General features: G+C 72.5%; 7 protein-coding genes, 1 tRNA gene and 2 pseudogenes. 4 read left to right on the plus strand and 6 right to left on the minus strand.

The window, feature by feature from the left end:
* Positions 1 to 1403, plus strand: a pseudogene (locus tag ACFP3U_RS18860) (hypothetical protein); the annotation flags it as partial.
* On the opposite strand, the gene ACFP3U_RS18865 reads toward ACFP3U_RS18860, so the two are convergent.
* The gene (locus tag ACFP3U_RS18865; RefSeq protein WP_380226725.1) at positions 1380 to 3557 is read right to left on the minus strand and encodes a tetratricopeptide repeat protein; all 2178 of its coding nucleotides are present in this window, start codon (positions 3555 to 3557) and stop codon (positions 1380 to 1382) included. The pseudogene ACFP3U_RS18860 and the gene ACFP3U_RS18865 overlap by 24 nt on opposite strands.
* 13 nt (positions 3558 to 3570) lie before the next feature.
* Positions 3571 to 3984, minus strand: a complete 414-nt coding sequence (locus tag ACFP3U_RS18870) for a hypothetical protein (protein ID WP_380226726.1) — start codon at positions 3982 to 3984, stop codon at positions 3571 to 3573.
* A 275-nt stretch (positions 3985 to 4259) separates the two neighbouring features.
* On the opposite strand from ACFP3U_RS18870, the pseudogene ACFP3U_RS37145 reads away from it, so the two are divergent.
* A pseudogene (locus tag ACFP3U_RS37145) lies at positions 4260 to 4400 on the plus strand (IS701 family transposase); the annotation flags it as partial.
* A gap of 803 nt (positions 4401 to 5203) precedes the next feature.
* Here ACFP3U_RS37145 and ACFP3U_RS18880 read toward each other — a convergent pair.
* Entirely contained in the window at positions 5204 to 7357 is a 2154-nt protein-coding gene (locus tag ACFP3U_RS18880) for a plasmid pRiA4b ORF-3 family protein (RefSeq protein WP_380226728.1), read from the minus strand.
* Between the two features lie 300 nt (positions 7358 to 7657).
* Between ACFP3U_RS18880 and ACFP3U_RS18885 the strand changes: the two genes are divergently transcribed.
* Together ACFP3U_RS18885 and ACFP3U_RS18890 are read left to right on the plus strand one after the other, a co-directional pair.
* Positions 7658 to 10489, plus strand: coding sequence for a DEAD/DEAH box helicase (locus ACFP3U_RS18885; RefSeq protein ID WP_380226729.1), 2832 nt, complete (start codon positions 7658 to 7660; stop codon positions 10487 to 10489).
* Positions 10486 to 11796: an SWIM zinc finger family protein gene (locus ACFP3U_RS18890; RefSeq protein ID WP_380226730.1), complete on the plus strand. Its 1311-nt coding sequence runs from the start codon at positions 10486 to 10488 to the stop codon at positions 11794 to 11796. The genes ACFP3U_RS18885 and ACFP3U_RS18890 overlap by 4 nt, the downstream gene beginning before the upstream one ends.
* A gap of 590 nt (positions 11797 to 12386) precedes the next feature.
* Here the strand turns inward: ACFP3U_RS18890 and ACFP3U_RS18895 are convergent.
* From ACFP3U_RS18895 to ACFP3U_RS18905, 3 genes are all read right to left on the minus strand, one after another.
* Positions 12387 to 12463: transfer RNA gene (locus ACFP3U_RS18895), tRNA-Thr, on the minus strand.
* 83 nt (positions 12464 to 12546) lie between these two features.
* On the minus strand, positions 12547 to 13203 hold the full coding sequence (gene leuE / locus ACFP3U_RS18900; protein ID WP_380226731.1) for a leucine efflux protein LeuE: 657 nt from the start codon (positions 13201 to 13203) through the stop codon (positions 12547 to 12549).
* Positions 13204 to 13300: 97 nt separating this feature from the next.
* Complete coding sequence (locus ACFP3U_RS18905) at positions 13301 to 15019, minus strand: alpha/beta hydrolase (protein WP_380226732.1); 1719 nt, start codon at positions 15017 to 15019, stop codon at positions 13301 to 13303.
* Positions 15020 to 15049 lie beyond the last annotated feature (30 nt).

Below are 15049 nucleotides of genomic sequence, written 5' to 3' on the forward strand. Positions count from 1 at the left end.
CGGGGAGCCGGGAGCCGGGAGCCGGGAGCCGGGAGCCGGGAGCCGGGAGCCGGGAGCCGGGAGCCTTCGGCCTGACCCCGGAATGGCTCGTCCATGAGGGTCGGCTGATCCACACCGCGATCGCCCTGTCCCATGAGGAGCAACGCGGCCGACTCGCTGCGACCTGCCCTGACGCGCTGCCGCGCAGCGTAGTCGTCGGTGACCCGTGCTTTGACCAACTGTGCGCCAGCCAGCCACTTCGTGCCACGTATCGCCGCGCTCTGGGGTTGCTGCCCGGCCAACGTCTGGTCGTGCTGTCCTCCACTTGGGGACGGGAGTCGCTGCTCGCGTCCGCGGGCGGGGACGCGATGCGTCGCCTGCTCGCGGAACTGCCGACGGACGAGTACCGGTTTCTCGCCGCGGTTCACCCCAATTCCTGGGCATTTCACGGAGCGTGGCAGATAAGCCAGTGGCTCGCCCCGCTGGTCGATTACGGCCTTCTGCTTCCCGCGCCGGAGTCGGAGGTCTGGAAGGCCGCACTTGTCGCTGCGGACTTCCTTGTCGGCGACCATGGCTCGGTGACGTTCTACGGATTCTGCCTGGGAATTCCGACGCTGCTGGGGTCATTCGGGCAAAGCTCTGTCGCCGCTGGATCGCCCATGGACGAGCTGGGCCGGCTGGTCCCGCGGCTGGGCCGCACCGGGCTCCACGACCAGCTGCGTGCCACCGCGCAGAGCCAAGCTGAGGAGGAGTCCCACCTGCGGACGCTGCGCGGCCTGGTGACCTCGCGCCCCGGCCGTGCAGCCGCGGAACTGCGCAGCCTCTTCTACCGGCATCTCGACCTTCCCGAACCGCAGACGCCGGCCACGCCCCGGGTCGTCGCGCTCCCGCCGCCGCTACCGCGGAACGAGCGCCAACCCGCCACGCTCCCCGCGATGTTCGTCTCGGTGACCCTGGAGCCCGCATCGGACGCCCGCTGGTCGGTGACGGTGGAGCGGCGCCCGGCCTCCCTCCAACGCGCGGAGCGCGGCCACCTGGCCGGCGCGCATCTGAGCTGCGACCACGCCGACCCGGATCCGCGCTGGCGACACGCCGCGGACCTCCTGCTGGTCCCCCACGACAGGCTGGCCGCCGACACCCCACTCGACGAAGCAGCACGGATCGGGACCCTCGCGCGGCAGGACGCGGCGACGGCCGTCGAGAGTACCGACCACGGCTGCACCGTGCTGCTGCCGACCGGCCGTCAACTCCGGTCCCACTGGCTGGAAAAGGCCGACTGGGCCGGTTTCGAGGTCGCGGCCTCGGTGACGTTCGCCGCCCTCACCGCCGAAACCCACCACCCCGATGGCCGTCACGGCCTGCGAGTACACGTGCACGGCGGGCCGGACCAGCCGTCCGGGCTACTGCTGATCCGGGCCGGTTGACCCGTCGACGCCCGGCGGCCGCCCACCGGCGAGCCGGTCAGCGGCCTCCGACTGTCGGGGGCTGCGCGCCTGCGCGAAGCACGTCTGGGCGGCGGCCCAGTCCTCGGCGGCGCCGACCTCGTCCCCGAGGTCGCGCCGCACGTCACCGCGCAGCAGCAGGATCGCCGCGTACTGGTACTGGTAGGGCGTAGCGTGCTCGCCCATGAGCGGCAGCGCTTCCGTGAGGAACCCCAGCGCCTGGTCCAGCTGTCCGGCGGACTGTTCGTTCTCCGCCAGCCGTGTCAGGGCGCGTGCCTGGTTGTACCGGTCGGGCGGTAGTAGGTCACCGAATTGGTCGAACGTCCCGCTCAGCACCGCCCTGGCGTCCTCATGCCGTCCCAGAACAGTGCGGATGCGGCCCAGGTGCAGTCCCAGGAGGGCCGCTCCTCGCAGGTGGTCGACGCCGTCCAGCGCTCCCAGTGCCTCCAGTACCAACTGCTCAGCCCGCAGCGGCTGAGCGTTGCGCAGGGCAAGCAGTGCCATGGCTTCCAGGACGGAGGACCGGGTTCTGCGGAAGCCCTCGGGTTTCGGGTCGGGTACCCGGTCGCAGATTTCCAGCGCGGTCGTCAGGTCCGCGTCGGCCAGCCGTGCGTCGTCGTGGTCGCTGCTGAAGCGGTCCTGCCGGGCGAAGCCGCGTTCGAAGCGGGCTCTGGCGATCGTCAGGGCGTCGCCGTCTGCCTCAGCCGCGATCACCGCGAGTCCCTGCACCCTGGTCCACTCGCTGTGCAGGGCGTTGCGAAGGCAGTACGTCCACATGCCTTGCCCGATTCGGACTGTGTGACTGAAACGGCCGGACTCCAGGGCGAGTTCGGCCGCGGCGATGATGCTGGGGCCAAGACGGGCCATCCGGGAGACGGCTTCCTCTCGCTCGGCCGCACCGGGGTCGGAGGCCAGAAATGCCCGGTAGCGGCCTGCGTGGTCGATGCGCCACCGGCTCGACGCGGCGGCCTCCGCGTCCTCCGCGCACGTGGTGTAGTACTCGATCACCTTGTCCAGCGCGCTTTCGCGCGCATCGGGCGACTCGTCGTCCTGGGCTTTCTGCCAGGCATGGGCCTGGATCAGGTCGTTGAGCCAAAGGCAGCCCGGCTCCTCCCGCTCGAAGACGTGCAGCGCCCGCAGGTCGGCCAGCACCCCGTCCAGGCGACCGACATCGACGCCTGTCAGCGCCTGCAGCGCGCCCCGGTCCAGCACTGGGCCCGGGTTGAGCCCGACCCGGCGGTAGACCAGTGCCTGCTCGGGCCGCAACGAACGGTAGAAGGCGTCGAGAAGATCCTCGAACGAGAAGTCGTCCATCCGCATCAGCTCCCAGCGGCCCATCGGCTCCCGAAGCCGTAGCGCCAGCTCGGGCCAGTGCTGCGGCGGCAGTTCCGCCAACCGTTCCGCCACCATCCGCAGCGCCAACGGGTTTCCGCCGCACAAGCGGACGAAGGGCTCGCGGTCGGCCTCCGCGGCGGCGTCCAACTCACCGACTCTGCACAGCAGTTCATCGCTCTCGGCTGGGGTCAGTGGCTCCACCACGAGGTCCTCGACGTCGAAACGGCTCCGCAGACCGCCCAGCCGTACCGCGCTGGTCACGATGACGACACTCAAGTGCGATCCTGGGAGCAGCATTTCGACCTGCCGGGCGGTCTGCGCGTTCTCCAGCAGCACGACCACGGGTTTGCCGCTGGTCACCGATCGGAACAGGTCACGCAGCGCGGCGGGCTCACGCGACAGCCCGTCGCGCGGAACCTCCAGGAGGTCCAGCCAGCCCTCCAGAACCGCGACCGGGTCGACCGGCCGGCCGCGTGTGTCCGGGCCGAGCGTCGCTTGAAGGCAGGTCCGCGGCAGCTGCTCGGCGCGCTCGTGCAACCACCGCCCCACCACCGCGGTCTTGCCCACGCCCCGGATTCCGCGGAGCCCGAGGCGCATCGCATGGCCGCCGCGCCTGCTGGCATGCCAACTGGCGTCGATGGCCGCGAACTCGTCCTCGTGATCGACCCGGATCCGCGGTGCCAGGATGCCGAAGCCCAGGGTGGGGCCGCGGCGGGCGTGGAAGTGGACGCTGACCGACTCGCCCATGACGACCGTACTGTCACTGACATTGCCGTCGAGCCGGTTCCCGAAGGCCTCCACCGGACAGACCCCTTCAGTTGATGTGGACGTCGCCGAAGCGCTCGCCCTGGAGCACCGTGGAGTCGCGCACGTCGCCGTTGATGGTGTTCACCACCCGGCCGCGCCCGGTCTCGTCCGGCAACGCGGCCTGTGCTTCCGCGGCCAGCGCCCGTAGTACGGCCGCCACGTCAGGGTCCTCCCGGAGCAACCGAGCCAGACGCAGCCGCAGCGCGGCTTCTACGCCACCCGCCATCCACTCACTACCCGCGTCGCTGGACGCCAGCACCTCGGCCCGTTCGACGTCAAGCTGCTCCCCGGCCGCTTCGCTGTCGCGCTGCGGCCACAGCGCCGCCACCCGCCCCCGGAACGCCGACCACAGATCGCTCGCCATCAACGAGACGATCACACCAGCCCCCGATTGCGCCAACGTCATCAACTCGTCAGGCACTACTCCCCCTCCGGGTCAACCGTCCGCGGACAACAGTACGTCACACTGCCCCCTCCGCAGTCTCATTCGTCAACTCTCACCACGGGAAACCACACCTCGGCCGACTCGCGTGGACACAGGCGTAGCCACGGACCATCTCGACGAGGTCATCGCGGGACAACAGCAGACGGGTGTCGCCGGAGGTGGCGTCGCTCTCCGCGAGGCGCCCGCGCAGGAGGACAAGCATCAGGCTGCCTGCGAGGAGAGGCGGTGGCGGGTCAGCAGCCGCAGCACCGCTGTGGCGGGGCCGGTTGGAGGAGTTCGCGGCCGAGGTGTTCGCGCCCTTGGCCCGCTGTGATCAGCGGGCCAAGGGCGGGCCGTATCTGCGGGGGCTGCTGCTGGAGGGCTGCAGGGATGCCGCAAACAAGGCCGCTGAGCTGGTGAGAATGGCTGAAGCTCTCTATCTGGACGGGACCGCCTTCGAGGGGGCTGGGCCCGCGATGGAGGCAGTGGACGTCCCCGGCGGCATGTTCCACTACTTCATTGCTCCGCGCCTCGAGCGTGTCTTCGTCGTCCAGGTCACCGCGCTCTGAAGAGCCAGCGTCTGCTCGACGCGGATGGCGATCGCACGCCAGGCGCCCGTGCTGTCGAAGCACGCATTCCTGCCCAAGTCAGCCGGGGTGTCGCACCGGACACATAGGATTTGATCAGGCAGTAGCGGACCAGGGTTGCAACAGTGAACAGTGCGCCCCGGGCCGAAGCGCCGACGGGTAGCGATCGAGAAGCGGAGCGGGCGCAGGCGGGAAGGCCGTTGCTCGACGAGCTCCGGCAGCTGGGCCGCGGTGACGGCGGTCGCGGCGTCGGCCGGTCCGAGCCGGACCGCGTCCAGCAGCCCGACCCACGACGTGCGCCCGGACTCCGGGGCGGCGACGAACTAGCACGGTCGGCCAGGGACGAACCGGTTCGAAGAGCACGTCCGCGCGGGCGTGCGACAGGCCCAACGCGCCGCCTGCGGGCGGGTCAAGGACTCATACACAGCGGCCGTTCTCTTGGACTGCGTGACTCGACATCTCGAAGCGTGGAGAACGGCCGCCTCCGCTGTCCTGGGAAGAACCGCAGATCAGCAGGTCGGGTGACCTGCGAGGTTAAACAAAAAGCTGAGCTCGTGAAGCTGTACTGCGTTGCCGGATTGGCGGCCAGTGAGCCCACACGGTGCGCGGTCGTCGGCTGCGCGACCGCGTCAGCGGCGGGCTACGGCCTTGGTGGCGGACCTTCGCAGTCGCTTGGCCAGCGCTCTGTGCTCGGTGCTGAGCACCCTGCCCGCGGTTTCCAGTACCTCCCGGGTCGCCGGGTGGTCGCAGCGCCAGAGGTGGTCGGCGGCCTCCTCCAGGAGTGGCAGCCAGACCGCGCCGTCCGCCCGAAGGAAGTCCGCGAGGGCGGCGCCGTCCGGAGCGAGGTTCTGCGGCGCCCACAGGTGGTCGACAAGCAGCCATGCGGCCGCCGCCGCTGCGGCGCCTTCCAGCTCCTCGCCGTACGCGCTCAGGGCCGTGGCCGCCAGCTGAGCGCAGCCCGGGACCCCGGAAGCAGCGGCCTTCCGTAGCACCGCGAGCGAGCGCGGCTCGTCGAGGGCGGCGAGCACCGTCGGGGCCGACATGCGCAGGAGCGCGACCTGCGGGTCGACGCCGCCGCAGACGTCGAGGATCTGCACGGCGGCGGCGCCCTGGCCGCGGTAGGCGATCCAGCCCGCGATCTCGGCTTCGGCGGCGTCGGGGCCGTAGTCGAGCAGGGCCGCCAGCAGGGCTTCCGCATCGGCATCGGCGAGCTCCCCGACGAGCGGGGCTTCGATGCCCTCGGAGAGCAGCCATTCGCGGACGCCGTGACGGCCGAGAGGTGTGAGCCTGATCCTGCCCGGAAGCGTGCCCTGCGGGTCGCCGCCCGCCGGGCCGGCGATGGCCACCAACTCGCTCAGTGTCCGTGCGTCGCTCAGTGCCCGCACGGACGTGCCAACCGCGCCGGAACCGGCCTCCCACTCCGCTGCGCCGTACTCCTGGAGCACCCCGCCGAACCGGAGGAACAGGTTCTCCATCAGCAGGGCGAGCAGGCGCTCTTCCGCCGCGGTCACCTCGCTGTCGCTCAGCAGGTCGAGCAACACGGACAGGTCGAACCATTCGCCCTCCGCGAGTTCGTAGAGTGGACGCAGGACGACGGTGGCGAGACCGTCGTCTTCACCGAGCAGACCGAGCGCCCGCAGGACCGCGTGCGGCACCCCCTCAAGGGGGTCGACGTCGTCCAGTTCCCCGATCAGGGCTGTGGTCCACAGGTCGAGCCGCTGTTCCTCCGGGGAGAGTGCGTCGAGTTCGGCGAGGCGGGGACCAGGGCGGGCCGTCCTGACATCCGTATCCAGGAGTTCGGCGAAGAGCGCGAACTGCCAGGGCTTGTCCAGGCAGTTCACATCGGCGGAGCTGCGCATCCTCGCCAGTCGCTGCTCGCGCTCGGCGCCGGTGAGTGCGAACAGCTGCGGGTCCGTCCGCCACAACTCGAGATCGGCGACTGCCTGGCGGCCCGAGGCAGGGGTGAGCACTCCGGTGGCGGTCAGCGCGCGGCCGTCCGCGCACCACCGGGCCAGCCGGAGGCCGTCGACGAGTACCGGGATCGACGGCACCGCGCAGGCGAGTTCGGCGCGCTCGGCCAGAACGACGGGGCGGCAGGGAGCGAACCACAACTCGTCGAGGTCGTCGTCGTAGAGGTCGTCGTCGTGAACCTGTCCGCAGGAACAGGCTGGCCCACCGGCAAGCCTCTGTCGCGGCTTTCGCGCCGCCGCGCGGCGGGCGGAGGCGGTGGGCGGCTGCGGCTCCAGGCTCCGCAGTTCCCGGTCCAGCACCGCCTTGTCGAACCCGGCCGGGTCGAAGCCCTGCTCGCGCAGTTCCCCAGCCAGCTCCTCCAGGTCGCCGGGCACCTCGGCAAGGGGGTCGACCACCGCATCGAGCAGTTCCTGGAGACGGAAGGCTCCACCGAGGTCCTCCGCGCAGGGCATGGCACGGCGCCCACCGGTGCAGCGCACCCGCCGCTCCTCGTCCTCCTGCCCGGGAAGGATCTTCTCCAGCAGGATCCGGTGCCGCCAGTCGTCGCCGTAGTCATAGGTGTAGTCCAGGCGTGCCCCCTCGGACGGCAGGGCCTCGGCCAGGGAGACGGCGTGCTCGTCGAGCTCGGCCCAGGTTCCGGGATCGGCGAAGCTGTGCAGGTGCGCGTCCTCCCAGCGGAAGCAGGTCTGGATGACCTCGTGCAACGCGGCGAGGGACGAGTCCGCGGGCATGGTCACCCGCCGCCAGATCGGCGGGCCGACGTCCCGCAGCGTGATCTTCAGCTGGTGGACCGGAGGTCGGACGGCAGACATGGCGACGGCATCCCTTGAGCTGACGACGGGGAGAGGCCCTCGGCGCGGGCCGGAGGGCACCCCATTCTTCCGCATCACCGACGAGTGAACGACGGGGTCTTGACAGCAGGCGCCCGGCGGCTCGGGTAACCTCCGAGCGGATGCGGGCCGACCTGTGCGGGGGGCCCGCACAGGACGACGCGCTAGACGTGAGGCGGTTCGGTGACAGATCTGCGGGTGTCGGCGACTCCCTCGTCCGCGTTGGAGGTGGCCGCTTGCGAGGCGGTGTTTCTCCCGGCGGACCCACCGCGTGAAGGACGGGTGGCGTTCTGGTCACTGACCGGCCCCGTCCCGGAGCTGGGCGTGGAGGACGCGGTGACGGAACGGCTGACCGTGCTGCGCCCACACGGCGCCTCCGCGCGCCGGGTGGTGGTCGACGCCGTGCTGCTGCCGGTCGGGCGGGCGCTGCCGCTGCTGACCCGCTGCCGGGCGCTGCCCGGGGCGAGCGCGGGCGCGGCGTTCTGGGGCGCCGCCGCCGTAGAGGCGCTGTGGCTACTGGCCCGGGGCCTGGTGCTTCCGGGCGTGTCCGCGGAGGGCTTCGACGCCTGGCGGGTCGGGCCACTGGAGGCGGAGGACCACGAGCGGGTGGCCGTGCTGGCCGCCGCGCTGCCGCCGCAGGCCCGAGCCGTGCCAGTGGCCGGCCCGGGAGCGGTGGCAGTGCCCGCGGCCGCTCCCCTGCTGCGGGCCTTCTTCGACGCGGCCGCCGACGCGCTGGTCCGTTCCCCGGCCGCGCCGCTGCTGACCGGCTCGCCCGTCCTCGCCGCGCCAGAGCCCCGACAGGTGCCCGAACTGCGGGACTGGGCCGCCGAGGTGGCGACCGGCCGGGACGCGGGAGTCGCCGTGTCGCTGCGGCTGGAGCTCGACGCGCGTCCCGGACCGGGCCTGCTCGGCGACGCGTCGGCAGCCACCGCGGACGACCGGGCCGACCGCGATCGGGACGCGGCTGACCACGCCTTCCGAGCCGTCGTACAACTGCGCAGCCTGGCCGACCCGACCGTGGTCGCCGACGCGGCCGACCTGTGGGCCGGGCTGGCTGCCGCGCCGGAGCTCTTCGGTCCGCGCGCGCAGGTGGACACGTTGCTGACGCTGCGCCGGGCCGCACGCGTCTGGCCACCTGCCGCCCGCCTGCTGCAGGCGGCCGCCCCGGGTGAGCTGGCGCTGTCGGACCAGGAGGCCGCGGCGCTCCTCGGTGAGGCCTCCCAGGCTCTGGCCACCGCCGGCGTGGCGGTGCACTGGCCGAAGGGTCTGGTGCGGGAGCTGACCGCAGCCGGCGTTCTGGAGCCGACCCCGCGCAAGGGCACCACCTCCGCCGCGACGAGCCTGCTCTCCTCCGGCGCACTGGTGGACTTCCGCTGGCGCGTGGCCGTCGGCGACCAGGAGCTGACGGAGGAGGAGCTGGAACGGCTGGTCGCCGCGCACCGGCCGGTGGTCCGGCTGCGCGACCAGTGGGTCGTGGTCGACCAGGACCTCGTCCGGCGCATCCGCCGCGCCGAGGTGGCGCCCGTCCCGGCCCTGGACGCCCTGGGCGCGGCCCTGGTCGGCAGCATCGAGGTGGACGGCGAGCAGGTGCCGGTCTCCGCGGGCGGCGCGCTCGCGGAGCTCAGGGCCCGGATCGCCGACCCGGAGGCCCGTGCCGCCCGCGAACCGCGCGCCCAGCCGAAGGCCCTCGCCGCGACGCTGCGCGACTACCAGTTGCGCGGGGTGAACTGGCTGCACCGGATGACCTCGCTCGGACTGGGCGCGTGCCTGGCCGACGACATGGGCCTGGGCAAGACGGTCACCTTGATCGCGCTGCACCTGCGCCGCGAGGAGCACCCGGAGACGGCGGGACCCACGCTCGTGGTCTGCCCCGCCTCCCTGCTGGGCAACTGGGAGCGGGAGGTGGACCGCTTCGCCCCAGGGACGGCGGTGCGTCGCTTCCACGGACCGGGCCGCGACCTGGACGGGCTGGGCGAGGGAACGGACGGCGGCTTCGTCCTCACCACCTACGGCACAATGCGCCGTGACGCGGAACTACTCGCAGGGCGGGAGTGGGGGCTGCTGGTCGCCGACGAGGCACAGCACGTGAAGAACCCGCACGCTGCCACCGCACGGGCCCTGCGCACGATCCCGTCGCTGGGCCGGGTCGCGCTGACGGGCACCCCGGTCGAGAACAACCTCTCCGAACTGTGGTCCCTGCTCGACTGGGCAACCCCGGGTCTGTTGGGCACCCTCAACTCCTTCCGCGACCGCTATGCGAAGGCGATCGAGGGCGAACGCGACGAGCGCGCCGCCGCGCGGCTCGCCGCGCTGGTCCGCCCGTTCCTGCTGCGCCGACGCAAGTCGGACCCGGGCATCGCTCCGGAGCTGCCGCCGAAGACCGAGACCGACCAGCCCGTCGCTCTCACCCGCGAGCAGGCCTCTCTCTACGAGGCGCTGGTGCGCGAACTGATTTCCCGGATCGAGGAGAGCGACGGCATCACCCGGCGCGGCCTGGTGATGAAGCTGCTGACCGGCCTGAAGCAGGTGTGCAACCATCCCGCGCAGTACCTCAAGGAACCCGACGGCGCCAAGCTCGCGGGCCGCTCGGGCAAGCTGGAGCTGCTGGACGAACTGCTGGACACCGTGCTCGCCGAGGACGGCTCCACGCTGGTGTTCACCCAGTATGTGGCGATGGGCCGGATCATCGAACGGCACCTGGCCGCCCGGGGGGTGGAGACGCTGTTCCTGCACGGGCAGACTTCGGTCAAGCGGCGGGAGGAGATGGTCGCCGCTTTCCAAGCCGGGGAGCGGAAGGTGTTCCTGCTCTCGCTCAAGGCGGCCGGCACCGGCCTGAACCTCACCCGGGCCGGGCACGTCATCCACTACGACCGCTGGTGGAACCCGGCGGTGGAGGACCAGGCCACCGACCGCGCCTACCGGATCGGGCAGACGCAGCCGGTCCAGGTGCACAAGCTGGTCGCCGAAGGCACCGTCGAGGACAGGGTCGCGCAGATGCTCAAGCAGAAGAAGGACCTGGCCGAGTCGGTGCTCGGCTCCGGCGAGGCCGCGTTCAGTGAGCTCAGCGACGCCGAGCTCGCCGACCTGGTCGCCTTGCGCGGGAGTACCCGATGACCCCCGCGAAGGGCTCCGCCAAGGACCCCGGCCGGGCCCGCACCTTCCCGCCGCTTCCCCCGGCCCGCGGTAGCCGGGCTCCCTTCGCCACCTCGTGGTGGGGGCAGGAATGGCTGCGCGCCCTGGAGGACTCCGCGCTCGACCACGGCCGCCTCCAGCGCGGCCGTACCTACGCCCGGGGCGGCGCGGTCGGCGAGGTCACCGTCGCACCCGGTCTCCTCCGCGCCCACGTCCACGGCAGCCGACCACGCCCGTACCGCTCCTCCGTCGAGGTCGCGCAGTTGACGGACTCCCAATGGAACCGCCTGCTCGACATGATCGCGGAACGGGCCGCCAACATCGCCGCCCTGCTGGACGGCGAGATGCCCGCCGGACTCGCCGAGGACGCGGCAGCGGCCGGCGTCCCTCTGCTGCCCGGCCCTCGCGACCTGGACCCGGACTGCTCCTGCCCGGACTGGGGCTACCCGTGCAAGCACGCCGCCGCCCTGTGCTACCAGGTCGCCCGGCTGCTCGACCAGGACCCCTTCGTTCTGTTGCTGATCCGCGGCCGCGACGAGCGGCAGGTCGTCGACGAACTCGCTCGCCGCAACGCAGCACGGGCCGCCGCCGACGCCGCCCGTCCCTCGGCCGCTGCCACGACGGGCCTGACTGCCCCGGCGAACACCCCCGCCAAGGACGCCTTCGCCGCCCGCGCCGATCTGCCGCCCCTGCCCGCCCTGCCAGTTGCTCCCGACCACCCCGGCCGCGGCCCTGCCCTGGCCGGCATGACGACCAGCCCTCCCGGCCTGGACCTGGCTGCGCTGGAACTCCTCGCCGCCGATGCCGCCCAGCGCGCCCGCCGACTCCTGCTCTCCGCCCTCGACGACCGCCACGCCGAGACCACCCCGCCCGTCGACCTGACGCCGTGGCAGGACACCGTACGCATGGCCGCCGCCCACCCGGACACCGACGTCCTCGCCCGACCGGCCACAGCCGCCGGCGCCACGCCCGCCCGCCTCGCCGCCGCGGTGAGCGCGTGGCACCAGGGTGGCGCCCCCGCCTTGGACGTGCTGGAGTCCTCCTGGACCCCGCCGTCGGCGCGCCTCGACCACGTCCGCGCAGCCTTGCGCGAGGACTGGGCCGACGGCACCCCACCCCGGCTGCGCGCCTGGCGCAACCGCCTGACGATCGACGGCAAGGACGCCCAACTGCGACTGGGCCAGACCGGGCTGTGGTACCCCTACCGGAAAAAGGACGGCACCTGGTGGCCTTCCGGATTGCCCGACACCGACCCAAGCGTCGTTCTGGCCGCACTACTCCAGGGCTGACGGTCCAGATCCCGCGCCACGTGTCGGCAACGGCCGAATCAATCCGGGCCGGTATGAGCGGTTCAATTCGGGGCACCGCGCGGCCTCGGCGGTTGGCGCCATTCGTTGTCGTTGGCGGAGGGACGCGCCGAGTCTCGGCCTCGCGTGCGATAGAACCCGGATCAGACCGGCATGGGCCCCTCCGTCCCAGAGCTTCCCCCCGTAGACCCCATGCTCGGCGACTCGGTCGTTGTCCAGCGAGAGCTCGGGAGCAACAACATAGTCCCGAGCTGCGGCGCAGCTGACGGGCTCCACCTTGTGGGAAATGGACAGTCCCGGTCGCAGTCCTGTAGCCATCCGGCGCCACCATCTGCACTACCGATGCACGCTTGTCCACCGGCCGTCCACCAAGGCGCTCCGAGACCTGGTGGACCAACTCGCCATCGTCGACAAAATCACAGGCCACAGGTGTCGCCCAGGAAATCGATGACACCAGCGAACCGACGACCTACGCATTGCGATCCATAGAGTCCAGGCGCCCGATTTGCCCGAATCTCATGATCATCAGAACGAGAAAACCCCAGGTCAGAGGCCTGACCTGGGGTTCACCATGGAGCCGCCTATGGGATTCGAACCCATGACCTACGCATTACGAGTGCGTTGCTCTGGCCAACTGAGCTAAGGCGGCACCGTTGCCGCGAGTGGCGGCAACGCGGGCCAGTCTACACAGGTTCGCGGGTGATCCGTAACGCGATAACGAGGGGGCTGCGGTCAGGCGGAGGAGACGGCCAGCTTGGCGGCGAAGCCGGCGAAGAGGGCGGCGACGCCGCCGGTGAGGGTGGCGGAGAGGCGCTTGCGGCGGCGGAAGGCGGCGGCGAGCGAGGTGCCCGCGAAGATCAGCAGGGAGAGGTAGAGGAGGCTGAAGGTCTGCAGGACGCCGCCGAGGAGGGTGAAGGAGAGCACCGGGCTGCCGTAGGAGGGGTCGACGAACTGGGTGAAGAAGGAGAGCAGGAAGAGGATCGCCTTGGGGTTCAGCAGGCTGATCACCAGGGCGCGGCGGAACGGGCGCTCGGTGGACTCCGGGGCCTCGGCGGTCGCGTCGGCGGCGTCGGCGCCGGTCCGGTGCTCGCGCCACAGGGCGCGGGCGGCGCGCAGCATGCCGACGCCGATCCAGAGCAGGTAGGCGGCGCCGCCGAACTTCACCACGGCGAAGACGGCCGGGTTGGCCTCCAGGAGGGAGGCGGCACCGAGCGAGGTCAGGCTGATCAGGGTGAAGTCGCCGACGAAGACGCCGGCGGCGGCCCGGTACCCGGTGCGGACGCCCTTGCGGGCGGCGACGGACAGCACGTAGAGGGAGTTGGGGCCGGGGAGGAGGACGATGACGAGGGCACCGAGGACGTAGGTCGTCAGGTCGTTGACTCCGAGCACGGTGGGCTCCGGGAAGGGGAGAGAGGGGAGGGGCGCTCATCGTAACGTCGTACCGGCCGACGGCTGAAGGGCGCGGAGCGCTCTCCCCCGGCGATTTCTACCGCCCGCAGGTCTTCCCGTTCTCCGGCGGCTCGCCGCCCAGCAGGTAGCGGTTGACCGCGCCGTCGAGGCAGCCGTCGTGCCGGCCGTACGCGGTGTGGCCGTCGCCGTCGTAGGTCAGCAGCCGCCCGGACTCCAGCTGCCCGGCCAGCGACCGCGCCCACGCGTACGGGGTGGCCGGGTCCCGGGTGGTGCCGACGACCACGATCGGCGCGGCCCCGGCGGCCCGGACGGTGTGCGGCGTCCCGGTCGGCCGGACCGGCCAGTAGGTGCAGGTCAGCGCCATCCAGGCCATGTCGCGGCCGAACCGCGGCGAGGTCCGCTCGAAGTCCGGCACCGCCCGGGCCGCGTCCTGCGGACCGGCGAACGGCGCGGGCAGGTCGAGGCAGTTCACCGCCATGTTGGCGAACATCAGGTTGGGGTAGGTGCCGTCGGCCTCGCGCCCGTAGTAGTCGTCGGAGAGCCTGAGCAGGCCGCTGCCGTCCCCGGCCCGGGCGGCGGCGAACGCGGTGCGCAGCCGGGGCCAGAGGAAGTCCGCGTACATGGCCTGGATGACGCCGGTGGTCGCCTGTGCCTCGGTGAGCCGGCGGGCGCCGTCGCCGGTCGTCAGCGGGTGGGCGTCGGCCGCGGCGAACAGGGCGGCGAGCTGCTCGCCGGCCTGCCGCTCGGTCCGGCCGAGCGGGCAGTCCTCGCGCTTGACGCAGTCCTTGGCGAAGGCCGCCCAGGCGGTCTCGAAGCCGCCCGCCTGGGTGCGGTTGCCGGCCAGAGAGTCGAGCGACGGGTCCATCGCGCCGTCCAGCACCATCCGGCCGGTGCGGCCGGGGAAGAGGCCCGCGTAGGTGGCGCCGAGGAAGGTGCCGTAGGACTTGCCGACGTAGTTGAGCCGCTCGTCCCCGAGCAGCGCGCGCAGCACGTCCAGGTCGCGCGCCGCCTCGACGGTGCTCAGGTGGCCGAGCCGGTCGCCGGACCGCTGTCGGCAGCCCTCGGCGAACTCCTTGGCGGCGGCCACCAGGGCGTCGACCTCGGCCGGGTCGTCGGGGGTGATGTCGGCGGCGGTGTAGGCGTCCATCCGCTCCCCGCTCAGGCAGGTGACGGGCGAACTGCGGCCGACCCCGCGCGGGTCGAGGCCGACCAGGTCGTACCGGGCGCGGACACCGGCGTCGTAGGTGCGCGCCACGCCCTCGACGTACTCGACGGCCGAACCGCCGGGGCCGCCCGGGTTGAGCAGCAGGGAGCCGAGCCGCTCACCGGGGGCGACCGCTCCGCCGGCCGGGGTGGGGGCGGCGGGGGCGCGGACGGCGGCCAGGGTGAGGTCGCCGCCGGCCGGGCGGTCGTAGTCCAGCGGGACCCGGAAGGTGGTGCACTCGTAGCCGTCGTCGCAGGGCGCCCAGCCGAGCCGCTGCTCGTAGTAGGGGGCGAGCGCGGCCGGAACGGCGGCCGGCAGCGGCTCCAGCGGCGTGACCGGCGCAACGCCGCCGGCCCCGGGCTCGGCACCGGCGAAGTTCGCCGCCCCGGCACCCGACGCAGCCCCGGCGCCCGACGGCACCGCACCTGACGGCGCGGCGGCGGGCGCCCCCGCCCCGCCGCCCGCGCAGCCGCCCGCCAGCAGACCGGCGACCGCCACCAACGCGGCCGCCGCCACCGCTCCCCCGCGCCGCCCGCCCCCGGCGCGCGGCCACGCCCGCGACGACCCGTCCTGCCGCATGTCGGCCCGCATGTGGGATCCCCTCAGCCGTTCACGCCCGGT

Source organism: Kitasatospora misakiensis (assembly GCF_042656005.1).
GTDB classification, from domain to species: domain Bacteria; phylum Actinomycetota; class Actinomycetes; order Streptomycetales; family Streptomycetaceae; genus Kitasatospora; species Kitasatospora misakiensis.

What these genes read in the sequence shown, in the direction of transcription:
- ACFP3U_RS18880 (WP_380226728.1), bottom strand. Translation starts at nt 7,357, where the DNA reads ATGTCTGCCGTCCGACCTCCGGTCCACCAGCTGAAGATCACGCTGCGG.
- ACFP3U_RS18890 (WP_380226730.1), top strand. Translation starts at nt 10,486, where the DNA reads ATGACCCCCGCGAAGGGCTCCGCCAAGGACCCCGGCCGGGCCCGCACC.
- ACFP3U_RS18905 (WP_380226732.1), bottom strand. Translation starts at nt 15,019, where the DNA reads ATGCGGGCCGACATGCGGCAGGACGGGTCGTCGCGGGCGTGGCCGCGC.